15 protein-coding genes are annotated in these 23,386 nt (G+C 47.8%); 10 read left to right on the plus strand and 5 right to left on the minus strand.

The window, feature by feature from the left end; all coding sequences use genetic code 11:
* Positions 1 to 124: 124 nt before the first annotated feature.
* The 4 genes from V4C51_RS12025 to V4C51_RS12040 form a co-directional block, all read right to left on the minus strand.
* Positions 125 to 871 (minus strand): DsbA family protein, encoded by a 747-nt coding sequence (locus V4C51_RS12025; RefSeq protein WP_330926413.1) that lies wholly within the window; start codon positions 869 to 871, stop codon positions 125 to 127.
* Positions 872 to 890: 19 nt separating this feature from the next.
* A complete protein-coding gene (locus tag V4C51_RS12030) occupies positions 891 to 1,412 on the minus strand; it encodes a protein disulfide oxidoreductase (RefSeq protein WP_330926414.1) in 522 nt (173 codons plus the stop codon).
* Positions 1,413 to 1,417: 5 nt separating this feature from the next.
* Positions 1,418 to 3,535 (minus strand): protein-disulfide reductase DsbD family protein, encoded by a 2,118-nt coding sequence (locus tag V4C51_RS12035; protein ID WP_330926415.1) that lies wholly within the window; start codon positions 3,533 to 3,535, stop codon positions 1,418 to 1,420.
* A 66-nt stretch (positions 3,536 to 3,601) separates the two neighbouring features.
* Entirely contained in the window at positions 3,602 to 4,138 is a 537-nt protein-coding gene (locus tag V4C51_RS12040) for a hypothetical protein (RefSeq protein ID WP_330926416.1), read from the minus strand.
* Positions 4,139 to 4,807: 669 nt separating this feature from the next.
* Here V4C51_RS12040 and V4C51_RS12045 point away from each other — a divergent pair.
* The 9 genes from V4C51_RS12045 to V4C51_RS12085 all read left to right on the plus strand — a co-directional run bounded on the left by V4C51_RS12045 (position 4,808) and on the right by V4C51_RS12085 (position 21,737).
* Positions 4,808 to 6,022, plus strand: coding sequence for a WD40 repeat domain-containing protein (locus V4C51_RS12045; protein WP_330926417.1), 1,215 nt, complete (start codon positions 4,808 to 4,810; stop codon positions 6,020 to 6,022).
* 281 nt (positions 6,023 to 6,303) lie between these two features.
* Entirely contained in the window at positions 6,304 to 7,632 is a 1,329-nt protein-coding gene (locus tag V4C51_RS12050) for a WD40 repeat domain-containing protein (protein WP_330926418.1), read from the plus strand.
* 567 nt (positions 7,633 to 8,199) lie between these two features.
* Complete coding sequence (locus V4C51_RS12055; protein WP_330926419.1) at positions 8,200 to 9,408, plus strand: WD40 repeat domain-containing protein; 1,209 nt, start codon at positions 8,200 to 8,202, stop codon at positions 9,406 to 9,408.
* A 473-nt stretch (positions 9,409 to 9,881) separates the two neighbouring features.
* The gene (locus V4C51_RS12060) at positions 9,882 to 11,099 is read left to right on the plus strand and encodes a WD40 repeat domain-containing protein (protein ID WP_330926420.1); all 1,218 of its coding nucleotides are present in this window, start codon (positions 9,882 to 9,884) and stop codon (positions 11,097 to 11,099) included.
* 586 nt (positions 11,100 to 11,685) lie between these two features.
* Positions 11,686 to 15,588, plus strand: a complete 3,903-nt coding sequence (gene purL, locus V4C51_RS12065) for a phosphoribosylformylglycinamidine synthase (RefSeq protein ID WP_330926421.1) — start codon at positions 11,686 to 11,688, stop codon at positions 15,586 to 15,588.
* A gap of 273 nt (positions 15,589 to 15,861) precedes the next feature.
* Complete coding sequence (locus V4C51_RS12070; RefSeq protein ID WP_330926422.1) at positions 15,862 to 16,332, plus strand: outer membrane lipoprotein; 471 nt, start codon at positions 15,862 to 15,864, stop codon at positions 16,330 to 16,332.
* Between the two features lie 471 nt (positions 16,333 to 16,803).
* Positions 16,804 to 17,013 carry a transcription antiterminator/RNA stability regulator CspE gene (gene cspE / locus V4C51_RS12075; protein ID WP_330926423.1) on the plus strand — a complete coding sequence of 70 codons (210 nt, stop codon included), beginning with the start codon at positions 16,804 to 16,806 and terminating at the stop codon, positions 17,011 to 17,013.
* 354 nt (positions 17,014 to 17,367) lie between these two features.
* Positions 17,368 to 18,597 carry an efflux RND transporter periplasmic adaptor subunit gene (locus V4C51_RS12080; protein ID WP_330926424.1) on the plus strand — a complete coding sequence of 410 codons (1,230 nt, stop codon included), beginning with the start codon at positions 17,368 to 17,370 and terminating at the stop codon, positions 18,595 to 18,597.
* Positions 18,597 to 21,737: an efflux RND transporter permease subunit gene (locus V4C51_RS12085; protein ID WP_330926425.1), complete on the plus strand. Its 3,141-nt coding sequence runs from the start codon at positions 18,597 to 18,599 to the stop codon at positions 21,735 to 21,737. Before V4C51_RS12080 ends, V4C51_RS12085 begins: the two co-directional genes overlap by 1 nt.
* A gap of 243 nt (positions 21,738 to 21,980) precedes the next feature.
* Here V4C51_RS12085 and V4C51_RS12090 read toward each other — a convergent pair whose 3' ends face one another.
* The gene (locus V4C51_RS12090) at positions 21,981 to 22,328 is read right to left on the minus strand and encodes a hypothetical protein (RefSeq protein WP_330926426.1); all 348 of its coding nucleotides are present in this window, start codon (positions 22,326 to 22,328) and stop codon (positions 21,981 to 21,983) included.
* Between the two features lie 295 nt (positions 22,329 to 22,623).
* Here V4C51_RS12090 and V4C51_RS12095 point away from each other — a divergent pair, with 295 nt between their 5' ends.
* Complete coding sequence (locus V4C51_RS12095; protein ID WP_330926427.1) at positions 22,624 to 23,121, plus strand: GAF domain-containing protein; 498 nt, start codon at positions 22,624 to 22,626, stop codon at positions 23,119 to 23,121.
* The last annotated feature ends 265 nt before the right edge of the window (positions 23,122 to 23,386 follow it).

Raw genomic sequence — 23,386 nt, forward strand, 5'->3', positions numbered from 1 at the left:
CAAATAGCCCCACTATTATCCTCAGAAGCAGAAATTTTTATCCTCAATTTCTCGTAATCCTCGCTACGGGCGCTATTCTCGGTCAGGCTCCTAGGAAGAGAGTAATCTCTCCCTGGCCAACACATCAGGTTTTCAGTTCGGAGGTAACGATTTTTTCCAGCTGTTCAAAGGGAACAAATCCTGGCAGGATCTTACCATTGATCAATAATGCCGGTGTGCCCCGCAGGCCCAGCTGTTGGAGTATGTCGATATTTTTCTGAATCAGTTGATGGGCCTTTTCAGTCTCTTTCAACTGCTCGGTGGTGCCGGTTGCCTGGGCTATTTGGGTCAGGGACGCCTGGTTATGGTTGCCAGGTTTTTTCATCAACAGTTTATGGACTGAACTGTACAGGTTTTTATTGGATGCCCATACATTCAATGCATATTCAGAGGAGTTAACACCCGTTGCTGACCCGAACATCTCTTTCAGGGGGACAAAAATATTCACGAGTTTAATCTCGGGATACGCGGCCACCAGTTTAGCCAGTTCCCCATCCAGTTTTTTGCACCAGGGACAGTTGAAGTCGGTGAAGTTAACGATCACCAGTTCAGGGTTGCTGGCACCGCTTTGAACATGGTCAGGGTTGTTTTGCAGATAATCCTGATTTTCTTTTAACACCTTCTCAAAGCGTTGTTGCTGCTGAGTGAACAGCGTCAGGCTTTGCTTTAAATCGCTAAGAATCTCAGGATTTTCCTTAAGCATTTTCTGTATGGCATCGAGCTGTGCCTGTTGATCCGTGGATAATGGCTCTTCAGCCCACAGGTTGGCCGAGCATAGGCTGACTATCATCAACAGGGTAGGGAACAGGCGTTTAAACAGTAGTGTCTTCATGGTCTTCATCGAGTTGTTATCAGGCAAGCCACAGGCGTGCCAGTAGTCCTATGGGGGTGGTAATACCGGTTGTGATACCGCGAATCTTTCCGTCTTTAATAATGACGATAGAAGGCGTCACACGGATACCCCAGCTCTGAGAATAATTGCCCTGGTTATCATTAATAGTGTCAAACTGATAGCCATGGGTTGCCATATAGCGCTGGAGTCGGGTATCAGGGCCAGAAGCCAGTGCCACAGAGACGACAGGATAAGTATCAGACAACCAGTTAACAGTGGGTGTGACAAATTTGCACCCTTGGCACCAGGTGGCCCAGAAGTAGAGAATCACAGGCTGGTCTTTGCTCATGGCTATCAAATCCACTGATTGGGCTGATAGCGTTCTGGCAATGACCGGAGGTATCTCTGTCTCCGGGATATCCCGGCTATTCCATTGATCCAGCGCAATGGTGACGGCAAACACCATAAGCAGCACTTTTCCAGCCTCCCGAAACCACCGGATTCGGCGTTTTTTTTCCATGCGAGCCTTTTTTTTGATCATGGCTATTATTTGCCCTGTGCCGTATCAATGGCATCCATTACTGCTTTCTCGGATAAAATCACCGGCAGGGGAATTCCTTCAGGAGCAGCAGGTCCATAGACAATATTGAATGGCACACCAAAGCGCCCGTATTTTTGCAAATAAGCGGTAACGCTTTCGCTGGGTACGGTCCAGTCACCTTGCATGGGGATAATATCGGGGCGTTGCAGTCTGCTATAAACCGGCTCCTGCATTAATACGCCTACTTTGTTGGCTTTGCAGGTGATGCACCAGTCGGCGGTAACATCAACAAACACTGTCTTACCATTGCTGACAGCTTCAGTAATACGTTGCTCAGAAAGAGGCGCCCATATCAGCTCTTCTGATGTTGTTTTTGGCGTTAGATGGTCAGTCCCTTGTACTGTAATGAGGGTAACGGCCGCGAAGACGACAATGGCAGCAGCCAGGCCAAGGGCAGTTTTTTTCCCATAAACGACGGTAGTACGCCAAAGCAGGAGGCCGCCTGCTACTGCGCAGATTGATAGTAACAAGAACATAGGGATATGGCTGGTCAGAAGGGTCAGCAGCCACAGTGTTGTTGCCAGCATCATTATACCAAACAGCAGTTTGACCTTATTCATCCATGGGCCAGGTTTGGGTAAGGCGTTAGCCAGCGAAGGGAACGCCGCGACCACAAGCCAGGGCAGTGCCATGCCCATAGCCAGGGCAGAAAAGATAGCAAACAGGGTAATCACATCTGTTGACAGAGCAAAGGCAACAGCCGTTCCTAAAAAAGGTGCTGAGCAGGGGGTTGCTAACAACGTGGCAAACATACCTTGCGCAAAGTGACCTTGATAAGAGTTATCGCCCCGGTTTGCTAGCCATGTGCTGGTATTGGACGACAACTGGATTTCAAACAGGCCCAGCATATTGGCGGCAAACACTCCGGTAACCAGCACCATAAAACCAATAAAATAAGGGTTCTGAAATTGAATGCCCCAGCCAATGGCGTTGCCTGAAAGTTTTAACAGGGTGAGAAACAGGGCAATCAACCAGAAGGACACCAAAATACCCGCTGCTGAGGCGATAAATTGCCTGCGGATTTGGCGCTTTTCGGTCCCCTGAGCAGCAATCACAGTATTGAGCTTCATGCCCAGCACAGGCAGTACACACGGCATAATATTAAGTATTAAGCCACCAAGCAGGGCAAACAATACGAATTTGGCAATGTTTGCAATACTGGCAATGGGCGCGCTCGTTGAAGAAGGCAAGGCAGTGGCGCCCACGGTGATACTATGCTCAGCAATAAATCCCTTGTCGCCCAGTGTGAGGGAAAGGGTTTCTCCATCAAGCACGGGTTCTCCGAGCCAGGAGCTGACAGTAAAGGTGGCGGTCAGCGTTTTATCCTTTATATCCAGTGCTTGTTGGGTAAATGTGTAATCAGCGACAGTGTCGGAGTTGCCATCCACAATGATATCAGGGGCGCTCCAGCCTGATGCTTTGCTCATGCTCACCTGAAGTTTGCCGGTAGCACTGTCCCATGAAGCACTGAGGTCTTTGATTTCCACAGATGGCTTGGGAACCAGGTTCATGCCCTTGGCATAGGTATGCAAAAATTCGGGTGAGGGCGTAAGCTCGGCAGGTGTAAATGTCAGTTCAAAGGGGTAGTCGGTAGTAACACAAACAGTGGTGCAGGTGGGCAAACTAAGTTTTGCTCGTAATGCCACCGGCTTGTCCATATCTTCGACGTGTAAGGTCATTGGAAAAACGACCTCGTTTTTGTAACCAAGGGTTTCGATACCGAGCAACTCAAAGCGGTCGGGGTGTGGCCAGAACCATTGAATATCAGTCAGGTTTTCAGAATCCTGCCATGTCATACTGGGAGCGATACCACCTTCACCGGGCGAACGCCAGTAGGTTTTCCAGTTACCCGATAAACGAACCTCAAGAAACCCCTGAAGTGTTTTTGTATTGCTGTCTTTCTCTCCTGTAAGAACAAACCGGGTTTGAACGGGGGGATGATCAGGGTTTGTTAACCAGCCTGTACTTAGCCCTTTCGCACTGGCGCCGGTAGCAAAAACAGATAATAACAAAAGAGCCAATGCCCACCATAGGGATTGACAATAAACAGTAACACGATGCATGTGTATTCCTTTGGCAAAAAAATAGAGCAAGTGATGTGCTGGTAGATATCAGTCATCAGCGAAGCCCTATTCCCGGAATACACACAACCTGAGATGGAGCCGCCGCCGTAAGCGAATGGGTTCTGTATGGGGTGGAAAATAATGGGGTGCTGACGTCAGCCACAGGATGATAGCCAGCGCCAGAATAAATAATGGCAGGCCAAGGTCATCAAAAGACAGGTAATTAAAGGACAACAGCTGTTGAGAAAGTTCGCATTTGGTGGTGGTAGAGGCTTCATTGTCATCAGAGTCATCAGACACCTGAGTATTCTCAACGATGGCCCTGGTGTTGCCCAGGTTATTGCAAAAACCCGATACCCCTGAATTTTGAGCCAGGCATACACAAAGTATCCATCCTACAAGGAAAAGGGCGTGTTTGGCGTTGTGTATAGGGTTTCTCAAAAGATGCATGGGCGTTCTTGGCAGTTCAGGGCGTTTACTATCCTTTTTATTGGGTCGGGTTTCAAGTAGTTTATGCCCTAATGTGTGATGGAAGATAATTTTTATGACGGCTTTTAACCCGGATATTTCATAAACCGCCCTGAGAATTGCGCAGAGCCGCAAGGAGCAAGCAAGGCCAGGAGCATGTTTATGAAATATCCGGGTTAAGTGATCAGATTATCTGGCTGTCTTCTGATAAGGCCAATGGGTTGCGCAACGGTATAAATCTTGCTGGCAGATAGCGCTATTGGGTAAGTGAATCAAACAAAACCTGAAGATAAAGCGCCCCGTGGCAGCGAGAGTGCTGTCAAAATAGAGCGACTGACGGCGACGATTGTTTATTCAACGCTAGGAGTCTGACCGAGAATAACGCCCGTAGCGAGGATTACGAGAAATTGAGGATAAAAATTTCTGCTTCTGAGGATAATAGTGGGGCTATTTGACGAAGAAGCAGGAATTTTTAGACCCATTTATCGCAACCGCAGTTAGGGTAGTCTATTCTCGGACAGGCTCCTAGTTGTCAGTTTGCAAAGCAACCAGCATTAAAGTCTGCTTACTCTGAATTTGGGATTACTGATAAAAAAGCTGTCATTTTTTTCCATGTACCCAATCAAGCCGCTTATATTCACTATACTATTTGTCCTTGAATACTAATCATGGGACGTGACCATAATGATTATTATTTGCTAAAGCTACCTGGGCTGGTGGGTGTAAAGTAAAATAACGCGTTTATTTATAAAGAGCATGGATAACCAGAGCCAGTCAATAAAGCAATGACGGTAAGAGGTTGGCATGTTGCGATATCTGAATAAATTACGTTTTATTTGTTTTTTCTCTTTTTTTTATGTGGCAATGTCCTTGTTTCACTGTGCCCTTGGTAACCAATGTTATGAGCGTGTGATAAAGCTGGATCTCAATACGGGTAATGGCAAAAAGAAACCCATCAGTAAGATGGTCTTGCTGTCCGATGAACGGGTAGCTTTAGTCCATGGGCTTGATACCATAAAAGTGTTGGATTTCAGCGCAACGGGTTATGAGGCATGCGTGGTAACGCTGTATCAGTTTGACAAAGATAGTATTATTTCATCACTCACGCCACTGAAAGGACAGCGGCTTGTTTCTGGCCTTTCAGACGGAACCATGAAGGTATGGGATCTGAGTAGACCCTACGGGCAGCAGTACGTTGCAACGCTTAATGGACATACCCGATGGGTCAGAGCCGTCAAGGAACTGTCTAATGATCAGTTGTTTTCAGCCTCTGAAGATGGAACGCTCAAGGTGTGGAATCTCAAAAATCGTGATGGAGATAGGTGCGTTGCCACGCTCTCGGAACCAAGGGCTGAATCAGTTGCGGAACTTTCCAATGGTCGGCTGGTGTCGTCCTCGGCAGACGGAACACTCAAGGTGTGGGATCTAAGAGAGCCTGATGGCAAGGAATGTGTTGATAAGGTGGTGAATGTGGAGAATGATGAGGAGGGTGATATGCAATCATTTCTCCTGCCACTGGCCGGTAGCCGAATACTTTTTTGCCGTGGTAACAGGGTCGCGAATGTATGGGATCTGAGTAAGCGCCGACGAAAAAAGGTGCCTTTGGCAACGCTAATGTTAAGCGAAGCGGGATTATTGACAGCCGTGATAAAATTGGCTGATCATCGGCTGGCTTCTTGCGATAATAACGGAATAAAGGTGTGGGATTTGAATAAACCTGATGGAGATCAATGTGTAGCCGACTTGAATCAACAGACCGACGTTGTCAGGGATATCATTCAAATGCCCAATGGGTGGCTGGCTTCATGCTCTATTGATGGAACCATTAACCTATGGAATCTAGCCAACTCCCCCGGAAAACAATGCATAGGAACATGGAAACATAAGAAAAGTAGCGGATCACTCATGGCACTGTCTGATAATAAGCTGGTTTTTTTCTCTGATAAAGGTGTCGTAAAGGTATGGGATCTGAATAAGCCTGTTTCTTCAAATCCGCTCCGCGGGTGTACTCTTTTCTGATAAATCCTCAGAAGCAGTGTTAAAAGTCTGCCCGTAGCGAGGACTGCTTCTGAGTTCAGGTTCACAATTGTTTGTCCATTGACAATACAACCACGGTTAACGCCTGGTTTCTCTAAAGGTGAGATTACCGATAAAAAAGCAGTGATTTTTCAATGTACTCAACCAACACGTTTATATTCACTATACTGTTTGTCTTTGAATAATAATCATAGGACGTGACCATCATCATCATGATTATTATTCAATAAATCTACCCGAGCTGATTGGTGTGGAATAAAATAATGAGCTTGTTTATAAAGAGCATGGATAACCAACGCCAGTCAATACAGCAAAAGCAGTCAGAGGTTGGCATGTTGCGTTATATGGACAAATTAAGTTTTATCTGTCTTTTTTCTTTTTTTTATGCGGGAATGTCCCTGTTTCACTGCGCCTTTGGTAACCAGAGTTATCAATGCCTGGCAACGTTGGATCTCGATGATGATTCTGGTGACGAAAAATACGTCGGTAGTATGGTTTCGCTGTCTGATGAACGGGTGGCTTTAGTTTATGGCTATCGTACCGTAAAGGTGTTGGATCTGAGTAGACTGGATTGTGAGCCATCGGTGACAACGCTGGATCAGTTTCCCGAAGATATTGTTATTTCATCACTCACGCCACTGAAAGAGCAGCGGCTGGCTTCAGGGTATTCAGACGGAACCATAACAGTATGGGATCTGAATAAGTCCGGCGAAGAGCAATGCGTTGCAAAGCTGGAGGGGCACACCGGGTGGGTCAGAGCCGTTGAACAATTATTCGATGGCCGATTGGCGTCGATCTCAGAAGACGGAACGCTCAAGGTGTGGGATCTGAGTAGACCTCGTGGAGCGCAGTGCGTTGCGACGCTCAACAATCATGTTGAAGGGGTTGGAGCATTTGCGCAACTGTCTGATGGCCGACTGGTTTCGGCCTCAACAGATGGATCACACAATGTGTGGAATCTGAGTGAGCCTGGCCAAGCGCGATGCGTTGTGACGTTTAATAATGAAAAGAAGAGTAATTTGTTGGGTTTATTTCTCGTGCCACTGACGAATGGGCGAATAGTTTCTTGCCAATATGGCAATGTCGCAAATGTATGGGATCTGAACACGCTACAACCAGGCGAGCCTGTGGTCAAGCTAATAGTGAGTAAAAGTAAATTATTAAGAAAATTGATACGGTTGGCTGATGATCGGCTGGTTTCTTGCGCTTTTGAGGGAGTAAAGGTGTGGGATCTGAATAAGCCTGAGGAAAGTCAATGTGTGATCCTCGAGAGTGAACGTGCTGGCTTTGGGAGTTCAGTTATTCAAATGCCCAATGGTTGGCTGGCTTCATCCACGAATGATAAAACCATTAAATTATGGAATCTCGACAAGCCTGATGGACAGCAGCGCATTGGCATATTGCAACATAATAGCAGTATTGGGCTACTGGCAGCACTGTCCTATAATCGGCTGTTTTTCATCTCCAGAGAGGGTATCGTAAAGGTATGGGATCTGAATCAGCCCGTTGATCTGGATCTGAATGAGTCCGTTGATCTGGATCTGAATGAGTCTGTTTATCCGAATCCGCCTGGCAGGTGTATTCTTTTCTGATAAATCCTGAGCAAGGGCATATACTATATCCGTCGTATTTCAAGCGGCTACTTTATTGGCGGCGTTCGTTTGAGTATAAGCCCTGTTGTTAATACTTTGGCATCGACGATAATGAAACGTGTTTTCCCTTGTCGCCTTTGTTTCGTTGTAGTGGCTCAGTTATAGTCGTTCAGCGTGCCCTTCATCCACCTGTTTTTTTAATCTGCCTCAATGGTTGAATGCCGTTTTTCCCATGAAGGATAAGATACCTGGCAAGTTAACAGCGGTTAACTGCTGATCAGGTTCACTATTTTATTATTCATTGGCAACACAACCACCCTGACGGCCTGGTCATTATTAACTCGAAATCACCAATAAAAAGCTATGATTTTTTTCAATGAATCCAATTAACTCGTTTGTATAAACTATACTTTGCGTCTTTGAATAATAATCATAAGAGGGACCATCATGATTATTATTTAATAAATCTACCCGGGCTGGTTGGTGTGGAATAAAATAATAAGCTTTTTTATAAAGAGCATGGATAACCAACGCCAGTCAATACAGCAAAAGTAGTAAGAGGTTGGCATGTTGCGTTATATGAACAAAGTAGGTTTTATCTGTCTTTTTTCTTTTTTTTATGTGGGAATGTCCTTGTTTCACTGTGCCTTTGGTCACTATTTTTATCCGTCTGTGGCAACCCTGGATCTAAACAGTGGGCTTGAAGAAAAGGAAAACGTCAATAATATGGTCGTACTGTCCGATAAACGGGTGGCTTTAGTCTTTGCGCACAAGCACATAAAGGTGTTGGATTTCAGTGAAGCGGATTGTCAGCCATCGGTGATAACGCTGAGTCAGGGCACCGAAGCAAATCAGATTAAAACACTTATGCCACTGAACAATCAGCAGCTGGTTTCTGGCTTTGCGGATGGAACCATAACGGTATTGGATCTGAGTAAGCCCGGCCAGGAGCAATGCGTTGCAACGTTGAAGGGACATAGTGACTGGGTTGTAGCAGTCATACCATTGTCTGATGGTCGGCTGGCTTCGGCCTCAGTAGACAAAACGCTAAAGGTGTGGGATCTGAGTCGGCCTGTTGGAGAAAAATGCGTTGCGACGTTGCGGCACGACGAGTGGGTCGCAGCAGTCAGGCAACTGCCTGATGGTCGGCTGGCTTCGATCTCAACAGACGGCGTACTCAAGGTGTGGAATCTGAATAACCCTCGGGGAGAGCGGTGCCTGGCAACATTGACAACTGATGCCGTGAGTGAGTTGAAATCGCTTCTCCTGCCTCTGACCCGTGGGCGAGTGGTCACTTGCTTTAGTGTGAAAGTTGTCAATATATGGGATCTGAGTGAGCCTTACCCAGAGAAGCCTATGGCCACGCTAATAGTGAGTGAAAATGAATCATTGAAAACCTTGACAGAATTGGCTGATGGACGGCTGGTCTCTTGCGCTGCAAACGGAGTAAAAGTGTGGGATCTGAATAAGCCTGATGGAAAGCAATGTGTGACCACCTTGAATGAACATACCGGCCTTGTGCGTTCAGTTGTTCAAATGCCCAATGGGTGGTTGGCCTCATGCTCTGAGGATGGAACCATTAAACTATGGAATCTGAAAAAATCTTATGAAAAGCAGTGGATGGGAACATTGGATCACGATGGTACCACGAGTGGATCACTCGTAGCACTGCCCAATAATCGGCTGGTTTTCCTCTCCCATGAAGGTGTCGTCGAGGTATGGGATTTGAACAAGCTTGTTCATCGAAATTTGTTCGGTAGATGTATTCTTTTTTGATAAATCCTGAGAAGTTGTTTGCGCTCTTTTATGGACCGCAAACGTTGATAAAAGCCGCTTGTCCCAGCTGATTTTCTAATCTGAATTCAGTCGTTGAACGCCGTTTTTTCCATGATGAATACGGCTCTTGGCAAGTTAAAAGAAATCAATTGCTGAGTTCAGGTTCAATGTTGGTTGTTGGTTTGCGGCACAATCATCCTGAAAACCTGCTCACTCTTAACTCGAGATGACTTATAAAAAAACTGTAATTTTTTTCAATGTGTCCAGTGAGCACGTTTATATTGACTATACTTTTTTTCCTTAAATACTAGTCGTAAAGCGTGACCATAATGATGAGTATTTAATAAGTCTATTTGAACTGGTTGTTATGGAATGAAATCATTCGTCTATTTATAAAGCGTATGAGTAACCAAAACCAGTCAATAAACCAAAAACGGTGAAAAAAACGGTGAAAAAAACGGTGAGAGGTTGACATGTTGCGCTATTTAAAAACATTACGTTTTATCTGTTTCTTTTGTTTTTCTTACGTGGGAATGCCCTTGTTTCATTATGCTTTTGGTATCGAAAGTTATCAGCCTGTGGCAACGTTGTTGAATAACGATTCTAACAAATTGGAATACTTCGGAGATATAGTACTATTGTCTGATGAACGGGTGGCTTTATTTTATGGAAAGCGCATAAAGGTATTGAATCCCAGTGGACCGGATGGTAAGCCGTATATGATAACGCTAGGTCAGGGTGTCCAGGAAAAACCTATCCAGGAAAAACCTATTTTGTCACTAGCGCCACTGACCGGGCAGCGGCTGGCTTCGGGCCTTTCAGATGGAACCGTAAAGGTATGGGACCTGAGCACGCCCCACAAGGAGCAATGCATCGCGACGTTGAAGGCGCATGACGAGTTGGTTGTAGCAGTCATGCAACTGCATGATGGCCGACTGCTTTCGGCTTCAGCAGACGGAATAATCAAGGTGTGGGATCTCAGTAGGCCTGATCATCAGCAGTGCGTTGCCACGCTCGAGCATGAGGCCTGTATTGCAGCCGTCAGGCAACTGCCTGATGACCGGCTGGTTTCACTCTCAACAGACGGGGTCCTTAAGGTGTGGAATGTAAATGACCTTGATGAACAGCCGTGCCTCGCAACGTTGACAGATAACATTGAGGACAAGTTGAGATCGTATCTCGTGTCACCGACCCATGGGCGGGTCGTTACGTGCTTTAGTAAAAGAGCCGCAAATGTATGGGATCTGAACAAGCTGGATCAAGAGACACCTGTGGCCACGCTAATAGTGAGTGCAGATGAATCATTGGAAACGTTGATAGGATTGGATGACGGACGGCTGGTCTCTTGCGCTGGGGACGGGATAAAGGTCTGGAATCTGCATAAGCCTGATTTAACGCAATATGAGACCCTCCTGGATGAACAAACCGGCCGTGTGGAATCAGTTGTTCAACTGTCAGATGGGCGCTTGGCTTCATGCTCTATTCATGGAGTCATTAAACTATGGGATTTGAACAACCCTTATGGAGAGCGATGGGTGGGAACAATGGAACACAATTGTGACACGGGTGGATCACTCTTGGCATTGCCCAATAATCGGCTGGTTTTTTTCTCTTATGATGGTGTCGTAGTGGTATGGGATTTGAAAAAGCCTGTTTATCAAAAGTTGTTCGATAGGTGTATTCTTTTCTGATAAATCCCGAGAAGTTGTTTGCGCTCTTTTATGGACTGCAAGCGGTGACAAAAGCCGCTTGTTTTGGACTTTTCTTCGTTACAGAGTTCCTTCGGTTTCTTGAAAAATCCAAAAACAGGCAGGTTTTTTTATCGGTGTTGCTTTTCACACAAGATCATGAACAGCTTTTGAGAAAGGGCATAAGCTGTCCTCTTAGAAGCAGTCTTAAAAGTCTGCCCATAGCGAGGACTGCGATAAATTGGTCTGAAAATTACTGCTTCTTCATCAAATAGCCCCGCTATTCTCCTCAGAAACAGAAATTTTTATCCTCAATTTCTCGCAATCCTCGCTACGGGCGCTGTTCTCGGACAGGCTCCTGGCTGATTGTTTTTAAAGCCTGTTCGAGTCGCTCCGGGGTGAACGCCATTGCTGAAAATAAACGAAATAAAGGTGAGCTGTTTTGGAAAGTCTTTGGGTGTCCTTGGCCCGTCTTGGCCCGTTTCTTGGCCCACTTTCATCAGGGGTGTCACTGGTTTCCTTCCCCTCACTTCGATTATGATACTGTGCTTACACTCCACCTGAGTCGAGTTTGAGGACAGGCCTGAGTATGCTGATATTGCGTGGTACCCCGGCGTTTTCCGGGTTTCGTAGTGAAAAGCGCCTTGCGTCTTTGCAGGGTATGGTGCCTACTGTCACCGGAATTTATGCTGAGTTTCAACACCTTGTGGCACTTCATAGGAGTCTGGATGCCAGGCAGACTGAGGTGCTTAAGCGTTTGTTGACCTACGGACCAGGCCATCAGCAGGAGGCTACCTCCGGTCAGCTGTTTTTTACGGTACCTCGCTTTGGTACGATTTCCCCCTGGTCTTCAAAGGCAACCAATATTGCCCATAATTGCGGCCTTGAAGCCGTTAAACGGATTGAGCGTGGTATTGCCTGCTATGTGACCAGTGGTGAACCACTCACGGATGAAGAGACTGCCCAGGTATCAGCGGTGCTCCATGACCGGATGACGGAGGTTGTGCTGTCATCGTTTGATGAGGCCAAAGCCCTGTTCGCTGAAGCTGAGCCTGAGCCATTAACGACCGTGGCCGTGTTGAGCCAAGGCGATGAGGCGTTGAAAGAAGCCAATACACGCCTTGGGCTGGCCCTTGCTGATGATGAGATCAGTTATTTGGTGGAGAGCTATCGGGCGCTCAAGCGCAATCCTACCGATGTTGAATTGATGATGTTTGCCCAGGCTAACTCTGAGCACTGCCGGCATAAGATCTTTAATGCATCCTGGTCCATTGATGGTGAAGAACAGGATCTGTCCCTGTTCGAGATGATTCGCAATACCCATGACATGCACAGCGATGGTGTGCTTAGTGCTTATAAAGATAATGCTTCCGTGATCCGGGGGTTTCATAGTCGCCGTTTCTACCCATCTCCTGAGAGCAAAACCTATCAGTTTAATGAAGAAGCCATTCATATACTGATGAAGGTTGAGACCCATAACCACCCAACGGCAATCTCTCCCTGGCCGGGTGCCGCTACCGGTGCAGGTGGCGAAATACGCGATGAAGGGGCGACCGGCAAGGGAGCCAAGCCGAAAGCAGGCTTAACGGGATTTACCGTGTCTAACCTGAATATCCCCGGGTTTAACCAGCCCTGGGAGATCCCTTACGGCAAGCCGGCCCCCATTGCCTCTGCACTGGATATTATGCTCGATGGCCCCCTTGGCAGTGCCGGGTTTAACAATGAATTTGGCCGTCCAAACCTCTGTGGCTATTTCCGCACCTTTGAAACCAGGGCCAGGGGTGTTAACGGCGATGAAGTCTACGGTTACCACAAGCCGGTTATGCTCGCTGGCGGGTTGGGAAATATTCGTGGCGATCATGTGGAAAAAGGGGAAATCCCTGTTCGGGCGCACCTGATTGTTCTCGGTGGTCCGGCCATGAACATTGGTCTCGGTGGCGGTGCGGCATCGTCTGTTACGTCAGGTGAAGGGCAGGAACATCTTGATTTTGCCAGCGTCCAGCGGGGTAACCCGGAAATGGAACGCCGCGCTCAGGAAGTGATTGACCAGTGCTGGCAGCTCGGTAGTGAGAATCCTGTCAGCTTTATTCACGATGTGGGCGCGGGAGGTTTGTCTAACGCACTGCCTGAACTGGTCAGCGATGGTGGCCGTGGTGGTAAATTCCAGTTGCGTGCTGTTCATAGTGATGAACCCGGGATGTCGCCGTTGGCCTTGTGGTGTAATGAATCGCAAGAACGTTATGTGATGGCTGTTGTCCCTGAGCGGCTGGAGACCTTTGCGGCTATCTGTCATCGTGAGCGTTGCCCTTATGCTTTGGTGGGAGAGGCAACAGAGGCGCTGCATCTGCATGTGGGAGACAGCCACTTTGGGAATGTGCCTGTGGCTATGCCGCTGTCGGTGTTGTTAGGCAAACCACCCCGCATGCATCGCAATATTGAGCGCGATAACGTTAAGCGGTTACCGTTAACGATGGGCAGTGTCGCGCTGATAGAAGCGGCTGAGCGGGTATTGAAGTTGCCGTCGGTGGCCAGTAAAAACTTTTTGATCACCATTGGTGACCGAACCATCACCGGCCTGGTAGCCCGTGACCAAATGGTAGGCCCCTGGCAGGTGCCCGTTGCGGATTGTGCCGTCACCGCGACAACCTTCGACAGCTACACGGGCGAAGCCATGGCTATGGGGGAGAGAACCCCCCTGGCGCTGATCAGCGCACCCGCTTCTGGCCGGATGGCGATTGGTGAAGCCATTACCAATATTGCCAGTGCCCGCATCGAAAAACTCAGTGATATCAAACTGTCCGCTAACTGGATGGCCGCGGCGGGTCATCCCGGTGAAGATGAGAAGTTGTTTGATACGGTAAAAGCTGTGGGTATGGAGCTGTGCCCCCAGCTAGGTATGACCATTCCCGTGGGTAAAGACTCCATGTCCATGGCCACCCGCTGGCGTGAAGGCGGCAAAGACAAAGAGGTGACGTCGCCGTTGTCTGTGATCATTTCAGCCTTCTCACCCGTGTCTGATATCCGTAAAACGGTAACGCCTGAGCTGAAAACTGATCAGGGAGACACCGACCTGATCCTGATTGACCTGGGGCGTGGACAAAACCGGCTGGGTGGTTCTGCCTTGGCGCAGGTTTATCAGCAGGTGGGTAATCATGGGCCGGATGTGGATGACGCGCAAGATCTGCGGGCATTTTTCAGTGTCATTCAAACCCTGCTGGACGAAGAGGTGCTTCTGGCTTATCACGACCGTTCTGATGGCGGCTTATTGACCACGTTGCTGGAAATGGCCTTTGCCGGGCGGACAGGGATTGCGGTGAGGCTGGATAAACTGGTTAAGGCACCGGAAGATTACCTGCCCGTATTGTTCAATGAAGAACTCGGTGCCGTCATTCAGATACGCCGGCAAGATAAAGGATGGACGAAAGACCTTCTGTCCCGGTATGGCCTCGGTAGCTGTAGTCATACTATCGGTTCTCTGAATAAAGGTCAGCGTATCGCTTTTTATGTGGACGGTGAGGCTGTGCTGGATGAAAGCCGTGTGAAGTTTCAGCGCTGGTGGTCAGAAACCAGTTACCGCCTTCAGGCAATGCGTGACAATGCTGAATGCGCCCGCCAGGAGTTTGATAATCTGCTCGATGATAATGATGGTGGCCTGAATGTGGTCATACACTTTGATGTCGCTGAAGATATTGCCGCACCTTATATTGCGACAAATGTCAGACCTGCCGTGGCCATCTTGCGAGAGCAGGGTGTTAACGGACAGGTAGAAATGGCTGCGGCTTTTGAGCGGGCAGGCTTCATGCCCGTTGATGTCCATATGAGTGATTTGATTGCGGGGCGTCGTTCGCTGGTTGAGTTTAAAGGGCTGGCAGCTTGTGGTGGCTTCTCCTACGGAGATGTACTGGGAGCAGGTGAGGGCTGGGCAAAAACCATCCTGTTTAATGCCCGCCTGCAGGGGGAGTTTGCCGCGTTTTTTGAGCGTAAGGAGACGTTTACCCTTGGGGTGTGTAATGGCTGTCAGATGCTCTCCAACCTTCATGGGTTGATTCCAGGCGCGCAAAACTGGCCCCGCTTTGTGCGTAACCAGTCCGAACAGTTTGAAGCCCGGTTAGCCATGGTGGAAGTTCAGAAAAGCCGGTCTGTGCTACTGAGTGGGATGGAAGGCGCGCGCGTGCCCATCGCAGTAGCACACGGTGAAGGGCTGGCAGAATTCAAAGACGATGACCAGCTGGAAAAACTGGCGGGGTCTGCTCAGATTGCGCTGAAGTATGTCAATAGCCAGGGTAAGCCCACCATGCGTTACCCTTATAATCCCAACGGTTCTGTCCAGGGTATCACCGGCCTGACCTCCACTGATGGGCGTGTCACTATTATGATGCCGCATCCTGAGCGGGTATTTAGAACTGTGCAGCATAGCTGGTCGCCAAGGGGATGGAAAGAAGATGGCCCATGGTTACGAATGTTCCGTAATGCCAGGGTCTGGGTGGACTGACAGACAGTTCTACAGGAGGCATGAACCCTAGGAGCCTGTCCGAGAATAGACTACCCTACTACGGTGGCAGCAAATTGGTCTAAAAAGTCGGAAATTTTTAGCAAATAGAACCACTATTCACTAAAAACTTCCGACTTTTTATCCTCAATTTTCTGCCATCCTCGCTACGGGCGCTATTCTCGGTCAGGCTCCTAGGGTGGAAGGTTTTGATGCGTTATTCCAGATCTGGTGTAAACTGAAAACCATAAAAATCTAAAGAGTATGATGATGAGAATGAAACCTTATATTTGTGCTGTAGCTATAGCCAGCGTCTTGATGATTGTTTCAGGGTGTACAAAAGACCTGTTCGGCACAACCTACTCCCAAGACGAAGCCCGGCAAATACAAAAAGTTCAATTTGGTACGATTGAAGAGGTGCGCCCGGTTAAGCTTGAAGGAGAGCAAGGTGGCGTTGGTGCTCTTGCCGGTGGTGCTATTGGCGGTATAGCCGCGGGATCGAATATTGGTGGGGGCAGTGGCAGTAGCATCGCAAGCATTATAGGTGCTGTTGCCGGTGGTATTGTGGGTAATATGGCTGAGAAAAAGCTAACAGAAAAACAGGGCGTTGAACTCACCGTAAAGCTGGATAATGGCTCCAAAGTTTCTGTCGTGCAACAGGCTGATCCCAACGAAGTGTTTGTGAAAGGTAATCGTGTGAAGGTACTTAGCCAGGGTAGCACCAGCCGGGTAGTTAAAGAGCAATAATCGTTGTAGAACCTTCTAGCGGCTCCACAGACCTTGCCAATAATCCCCTGCGATAAAGCACTGGCCGATCTCATTATTTGGGGACGGCACTTTTTGCCTCTTGTTTTGGTGATTGGAAAGAAAGCATATCTGTGATGGTGGCTTGGTCACCCTCGAGGGGAAACTGTGTTGAGATATCAAGAGCGGGAATTTTTGTGCTGTGTCTGGAGACTGTTAGCAAGTAAATAGAAATCAAGGCTTTTCTCTCACGCGTGCATCGGGTAGTGTAAAAGACAGGGTGGTATGAGGGTGTTCTATCTGTGTGCGTACCTGCCTGTACGGGGGTGCATTAAAAGTGAGACTACCTCTATATGCAGGGATTGCAGTGTCCAAAGGGTTGTGGGTTGTCGGGTTCTTGGCAATGGATGGGGCCACTTCTGGTAACGCAGCCTATTGTGGGCTGAGTGGATGATTGAATAACAGGGTAAGGGTATGGCCAAGACAACCGGCACGGTGAAATGGTTTAACGATGAAAAAGGCTTTGGATTTATTGCTCAAGATGGTGGTGGACCTGATGTATTTGCCCATTTTCGCCAGATTGTAGGTGAGGGTTTTCGTTCCCTGAAAGAAGGGCAGCGTGTGGAGTTTGAGGTGACCCAGGGGCAGAAAGGGCCTCAGGCAGAGAATATTACACCGTTATGAGTGTTTTCTATTCTTGCGGTTCGAGAAAGCAGCCCGTTTGAGGCTGCTTTTTTTATCCTGAATTCAGGTTTATACCCATGACCTTTTTGACTACCGCGGTGAGTATGACAAGTTGGGCCTCAGAACAAGGAAAAGTGACGAGTAAAGCGTGCGATTCCAAGGCATTGGCATTTCAACGCAGGACTGGGGCTTGGATTGTTAGTGCCTTAGCGTCGTTAGAGCGAACCACTGGCATTATGACAGAAGCTGAATGATTTTTGGTAAAAAATCAGGCACATGAAAAAATAGGCACCATCGCATTATATTTTCCTTGCAATAAAAAGCAGCCGGGTTGCCAATAATTAATGGAAAAAAATGATGAACGTTCTGCTTGCTAACCGACAGTTGCGTGTTTCCCTGATAATTTTGATCGCCAGTGTCGCCGTTTTTTACGGTTTAATCCAGCTCAAAGGCGCTCCAGAGAAAGAGCCTGAAAGGGAAGCTATACCATTGGTAGAAAGTCAGAGATTGTTTACTGAATCTGTGACGTTGACTGTTCGCAGCCAAGGTGTTGTCAGGCCCGCTTCTGAGACGCAGTTGGTGGCAGAAGTCAGTGGTGTTGTGACAGACGTTTCACCCTTGTTTGCCAGTGGTGCTGTGTTTAGCGAAGGTGATATTCTGGCAAGCATTGATCCCAGTGATTACAAGGTAGCACTTATACAGGCTGAAGCGGCTCTGGCTTCCAGCAAGGCGCGCTTAGCAGAAGAGATTGCAAAATCAGAGGCTGAAAAAAAGAATTGGCAGCGTTCGGGTAAAAAGCTGGTCAATGCGCCGGACTTGTTATTGAGAAAACCCTTTGTCGCAGAAGCGCGGGCTAATGTAAAGGCAGCTAAAGCCCAGGTAGTAAAGGCTCAGCGAGATCTTGAAAAAACCACTGTTAAAGCTCCCTATGCGGGAATGGTGATCGAACGCTCACTGAATAAGGGGCAGTTTGTTGCCTCAGGGGCTGCTCTGGGCACAGTTTTTTCAACGGATGTTGCTGAGGTACGGTTACCACTGAAACCCTCCGATCTTGAATTTATAGACATCCCTGGCTTTGGGCAGACAAAAAGCACAACGACCGTTGTTCAGTTGGAACAACGGCAAGGACGTGTGACCTTGCAACGTCAGGGCCTCATTGCAAGGGCTGAAGGGGTTGTTGATGAACATAGTCGTATGCATTACCTGGTGGCTGAAATCAGAGATCCTTATGGCCTGGCGGCAAAAGGGCAGCCGGTACTAAAGGCAGGTAGCTTCGTGTATGCGAAACTTCAGGGAAAAACTCTGGATAATCTTTACCGTATACCTCGCTCTGCACTGTATGGCAGTGGAAAGGTACTTGTGTATCAGGGTAATGATGGACAAAATGGGAATTTATGGTTCCGAAACGTCGATATTGTTTATGCATCGGAAGACGCTGTGTTTGTAACGGGCGATTTAATGGATGGCGACCGGCTATGTATTACAGCAATAAATAACCCGGTGGATGGTATGAAGGCGCGAATCCTGAGTGCCACAACTGCGGATGCTGACCATACCCACGATAATAATTTGCTAAAACTGTAATGAATACAACTCGCGATAAAAGTAATGGAATAATAGCGTGGTTTGCTGCCAATAATGTTGCTGCGAACTTGATGATGTTATTGATTATCGCGGCAGGGCTAATCTCTGCCTGGATGATTAAAAAACAAACGTTTCCTGATTTTGACGTGAATACCGTCAAGGTGGAAGTGAATTACCCCGGTGCCGGTCCCACTGATATTGAGCAAAGTATTATTATCAAGCTGGAAGAAGCTGTCAGGGATATATCAGGTATTAAAAAAGTTGTCTCCATGGCCTATGAAGGGAGGGCTGTGGTTCTGGTGGATACAGAAACAGGCTTTGATGTTGATACATTGTATAACGATGTGAAATCAGCCGTTGAAAGTATGACCAGCCTGCCGGAAAAGGCAGAGCGTCCTGTTATTGGAAAAATAGAACCTGAAAAGCCAGTGATTTTTGTCACAGTATCTGGCGGTATTGACGCGTTATCACTTCAGCGGCTTGCGCGGCAGATGCATCAGGAACTGATGGCTTTGCCTGAAGTGACCAAGGCAACCATTATGGGCGAGCGTAACCTTGAAGTTGCTATTGAGGTGTCCGAAAGCAGCCTCAGGCGCTATGGTTTGACCTTTGATGAGCTGGCAGAGCGGTTGCGTTTGTCCTCTGTGGATCTTGCCGGTGGCGCGATACGGACCAGCAGCGGTGATATTAGTGTGAAAACCCGGGGGCAGGCCGATAAAGGGGTTGATTTTTCCAGGCTTGTGGTGCGGACAAACAGTGATGGTAGCCGATTACGGTTAGGTGATATTGCCACCGTTCACGATGGTTTTGAGGAAGATGAAGCGATTGTTCGTTTAAATGGCGAGCCGGCTGTGTCTATTCAAGTGCAATCTGGCGGCAATCAGAGCGATATTGAGACGGTTAAAGCCATTAAGGCTTATCTGGAGAAGGCGCGTGATGACCTTCCTGGTAGTGTGAAGGCACTCACCTGGGGGGATGTTTCCTTTTATCTGGAAGGCCGAATGGACATGATGCTGGAAAATATGCTCTACGGCGCCTTGTTGGTCTTTATGATCCTCAGCTTGTTTTTGCGTCTGAAAGTGGCGTTTTGGGTTGTGGTGGGTATTCCCGTGTGCTTTCTTGGTGCCCTGTGGCTGATGCCCCATGGTCCTGTTCCTGTCTCTGTTAATGTGATCAGCTTATTTGCTTTTATTCTGGTTCTGGGGGTTGTAGTGGATGATGCCATTGTTATTGGTGAGAGCGTCCATACACAAACAATGCGCCATGGTCATTCCCTTGAAAATGTTATCAGTGGTGTGAAGCGTGTGGTCGTGCCTGCCACTTTTGGGGTGTTAACGACAATGGCGGCTTTTTTACCGGTATTGTTTGTGGAAGGTCAAGGGGCACCTTTTTTTGAATCCATAGGTGTTGTGGTTATTTTATGCTTGATCTTCTCGCTGGTAGAATCAAAGCTGATTTTGCCGGCGCATCTGGCCCATATGAAACCAGTAGCAAAAACGATGAACCCCTTGTCTCAGGCAATCCATCGCTTACAAGACCGGTTTGATGAAAAACTGCAAACGTTCATTGTCCACAGGTATCAGCCTTTACTGCAAAAGGCAGTCAATAACCGGTATATCACTATCAGTGTATTTGTGGGTATCTTGCTTATCACGCTGGGATTGGCATCAAGTCCGCTGGTACGGTTTGTCTTTTTTCCCAAACTGCCCAGTGACTTTATTGAAGTAGAGCTGTCCATGAACAGTGGCTCATCACTGGCCGCCAGAAATGCCGCTCTGACAAGGGTGGAGCAGGCTCTTGTGAGGCTTGATGAGGATTACCAAAAAGCAAACCCTGGTGAAAGTTTGCTGGATGTTCTCTTTCTGCATTCCAGTAGTAATACGGCGGGCAAGCTGGTTGCTGAGCTGACCAAGTCAGAGGAGCGGTCCATGGATGCCTTTTCTGTTGTCAATCAGTGGCGGCGCTATGTCGGCGATATTCCTGGCGTCAGGCAGCTAAATTTTTCAGCCAGTACTGATACTGGTGGCTCCAAGCCGTTATACTTCCGGCTAAGTGGTAACGACTACGAGCGGTTGCGACAGGCTGCTGCAGCGCTAACCGCCAAGGTTAACAGTTATGACGGGGTATTTGACGTAGAAAATACCTCTGAGGCACCTGTTGATGAGGTGACACTGGGGATTCGCCCGGAAGGAGAAGCCCTGGGATTAACACTGGCGACGCTGGGTAATCAGGTTAGACAGGGACTGTATGGCGAAGAGGTTCAACGCTTTCAGCGAGGAAACGAAGAAGTAAAGGTGATGCTTCGTTATCCCCTTGATGAGCGTAATGACCTGACCGATCTGGAGCAAGTGCGAATACGAACCAGTGATGGTAGTGAAGTCCCGTTTTATGAAGTGGCGGAGATAACCCTGGGAGAAGGATCAAGTTTTATTCGCAGAACCAATGGTGTACGCTCTGTTGCCGTGATGGCAGAGGTGGATACCCGTCGTGTAGAACCCGATGCCATTATTGATGATATTGAGAGGAATTACCTGCCGCAGCTGTTTGAACAATACCCTGGGGTATCCAGTGGTTTGGAAGGGGCAACTTTGGAGCAGAAAAAACTCGTCCAGCAGCTCAGTGCCGCAGGGTTGATGGCGCTTTTTCTTATTTACGCATTAATTGCTATCCCCCTTAAATCGTATTTGCAGCCGGTTATGGTTATGGTGATTATTCCTTTTGGTCTGGTGGGGGCTGTCTTTGGTCATATTTTGTTTGATATTTCGTTCAGCCTGCTCTCTGTTTACGGGTTGATTGCCCTGGCAGGGGTGCTGGTTAACGATAGCTTGATTCTGGTGAACTTTATCAACGAGGGGCGCGACGCCGGGCAGTCGTTGCACGAAGCGGTGCTTTCCGGTGGGAAGGAGCGTTTCCGGGCCATTATTCTTACCTCATTGACCACCTTTCTAGGTTTAGTGCCTATTACTTTAGAAACCAGTCTTCAGGCGCAAATAGTGATTCCCATGGCGGTATCATTGGGCTTTGGGATTTTATTTGGTACCGTGATTACATTGTTTTTAATCCCCGCATTGTACCTGGTCCTGGATGATATGGGCCGGACAATACCGTCGCTCTTTGCTGGTAAAGGGCAGCAGGCTTGAGCGTTGTCTTTGCCTGAGAAGCAGTCTTAAAAGTCTGCCCGTAGCGAGGACCGCGAAAAATGGCGGATAGAAAGTCGCTTTTGTGAGGAGAATAGCGGGACTATTTGACGAACAAAAGCGACTTTTTAGACCCATTTATCTTAGCCGCAGTAGGCGCATGACTTTTAAGACTGCTTCTGAATACCTGCTTGACCAGCGGTTGCTTTACAGTGGCTTTTGGTCACTTGCAGCCGTGTCGGGTCCTCAGATGAAATAAAGCACAAGCGTAAACAATAACCCTGGTACAAAAAAGCCGATGAGTGCCCCCGACTCCCTGTCACCCCATTTTTTTTCCGAATAAAGTCCCATTAAATAGGTAAGGGCAACCCAGCTAACAAAACCCAACGCAATAACCAGCCAGCCTTTGATTGTCATGCCGACTAATAATTTACCAATATTAAACATAACCACCTCTTTTATGGATTCTATTGTTCTGGTAACTCTGACAAGGCGTCTGGATTGAAGTTCGTGCCATGCCCTAGGAGGCTGTCCGAGAATAGACTGCCCTACTGCGGTTGTGATAAATGGGTCTAAAAATTCCTGCTTCTTCATCAAATAGCCCCGCTATTCTCCTCAGAAACAGAAATTTTATCCTGAATTTCTCGCAATCCTCGCTAAGGGCGCTATTCTCGGTCAGGCTCCTGGCACCGTGTGCGATGCAGGCAACTGGCAGATGAAAGCATAGACGCAGGTTGTGATGCCTGCCTGATTTGTAATAAATAAATGAAACTGAGTAAAAATGAACAGCCTGCTTAGTCATACTGACAAAAGTTATGCTTGGCGAGGGCTCTGGATTTCGTTATGTTGCCAATACGTTCTACTTAAACCGTCATAAAAGGAACCTTGCATGTTTGATATACCTGCTGAGCAAAATACATCCTACTCGTTACTTGTTACCCAGGTGGACGCTTTATGCAGGGGGGAATCAGACACTTTGGCTAATTTAGCCAATGTAGCCAGTTTGCTTTACATCACGTTGACTGAGGTGAACTGGGTAGGCTTCTACATTGTCAGGGGAGAAGAGCTGGTATTGGGGCCTTTTCAGGGAAAGCCAGCCTGTGTTCGAATACCCTTTGGCAAAGGTGTGTGTGGCAATGTTGCCTCCATGAAAAAGTCGCTTATGGTGAACAATGTTGAGGCTTTCCCGGGGCATATTGCCTGTGATGCTGACAGTCGTAGTGAAATAGTACTGCCTTTGTTCAAGAATGATGAGCTGGTGGCTGTATTGGATATTGATAGTCCTGTACCGGAGCGATTTACTGATGATGATCTGCAGGGACTATCGGATGTGGTCAGTGCGTTACAGCCGTTACTGGATCTTAGTCAATTACTGTATCATGGCTGATATTTTGATAGGGGGTTTTCAGGCCAGTACCAGGCATTGGCTGGGCTGTATGGCGATATCTGGATCATTGAAAAGGGGTTGTATAGGTGATTTCCGAGGCTTGTTATGTTCTTACGTTGGCTTATAATGCGCCTCCACTGACTCAACGGGTCAGGGGGTCAGCGGCTTTTTTTGAGCGTCATCACTTGATGGTTGCCACGAAAAAGAACGCTTGACAACGAAACGGGTCAGAGTATCATGAATGACCTTTACTGGCGAAGTAAAC

Source organism: Candidatus Sororendozoicomonas aggregata, assembly GCF_031528575.1.
In the GTDB taxonomy this organism is placed as follows: Bacteria; Pseudomonadota; Gammaproteobacteria; order Pseudomonadales; family Endozoicomonadaceae; genus Endonucleibacter; species Endonucleibacter aggregata.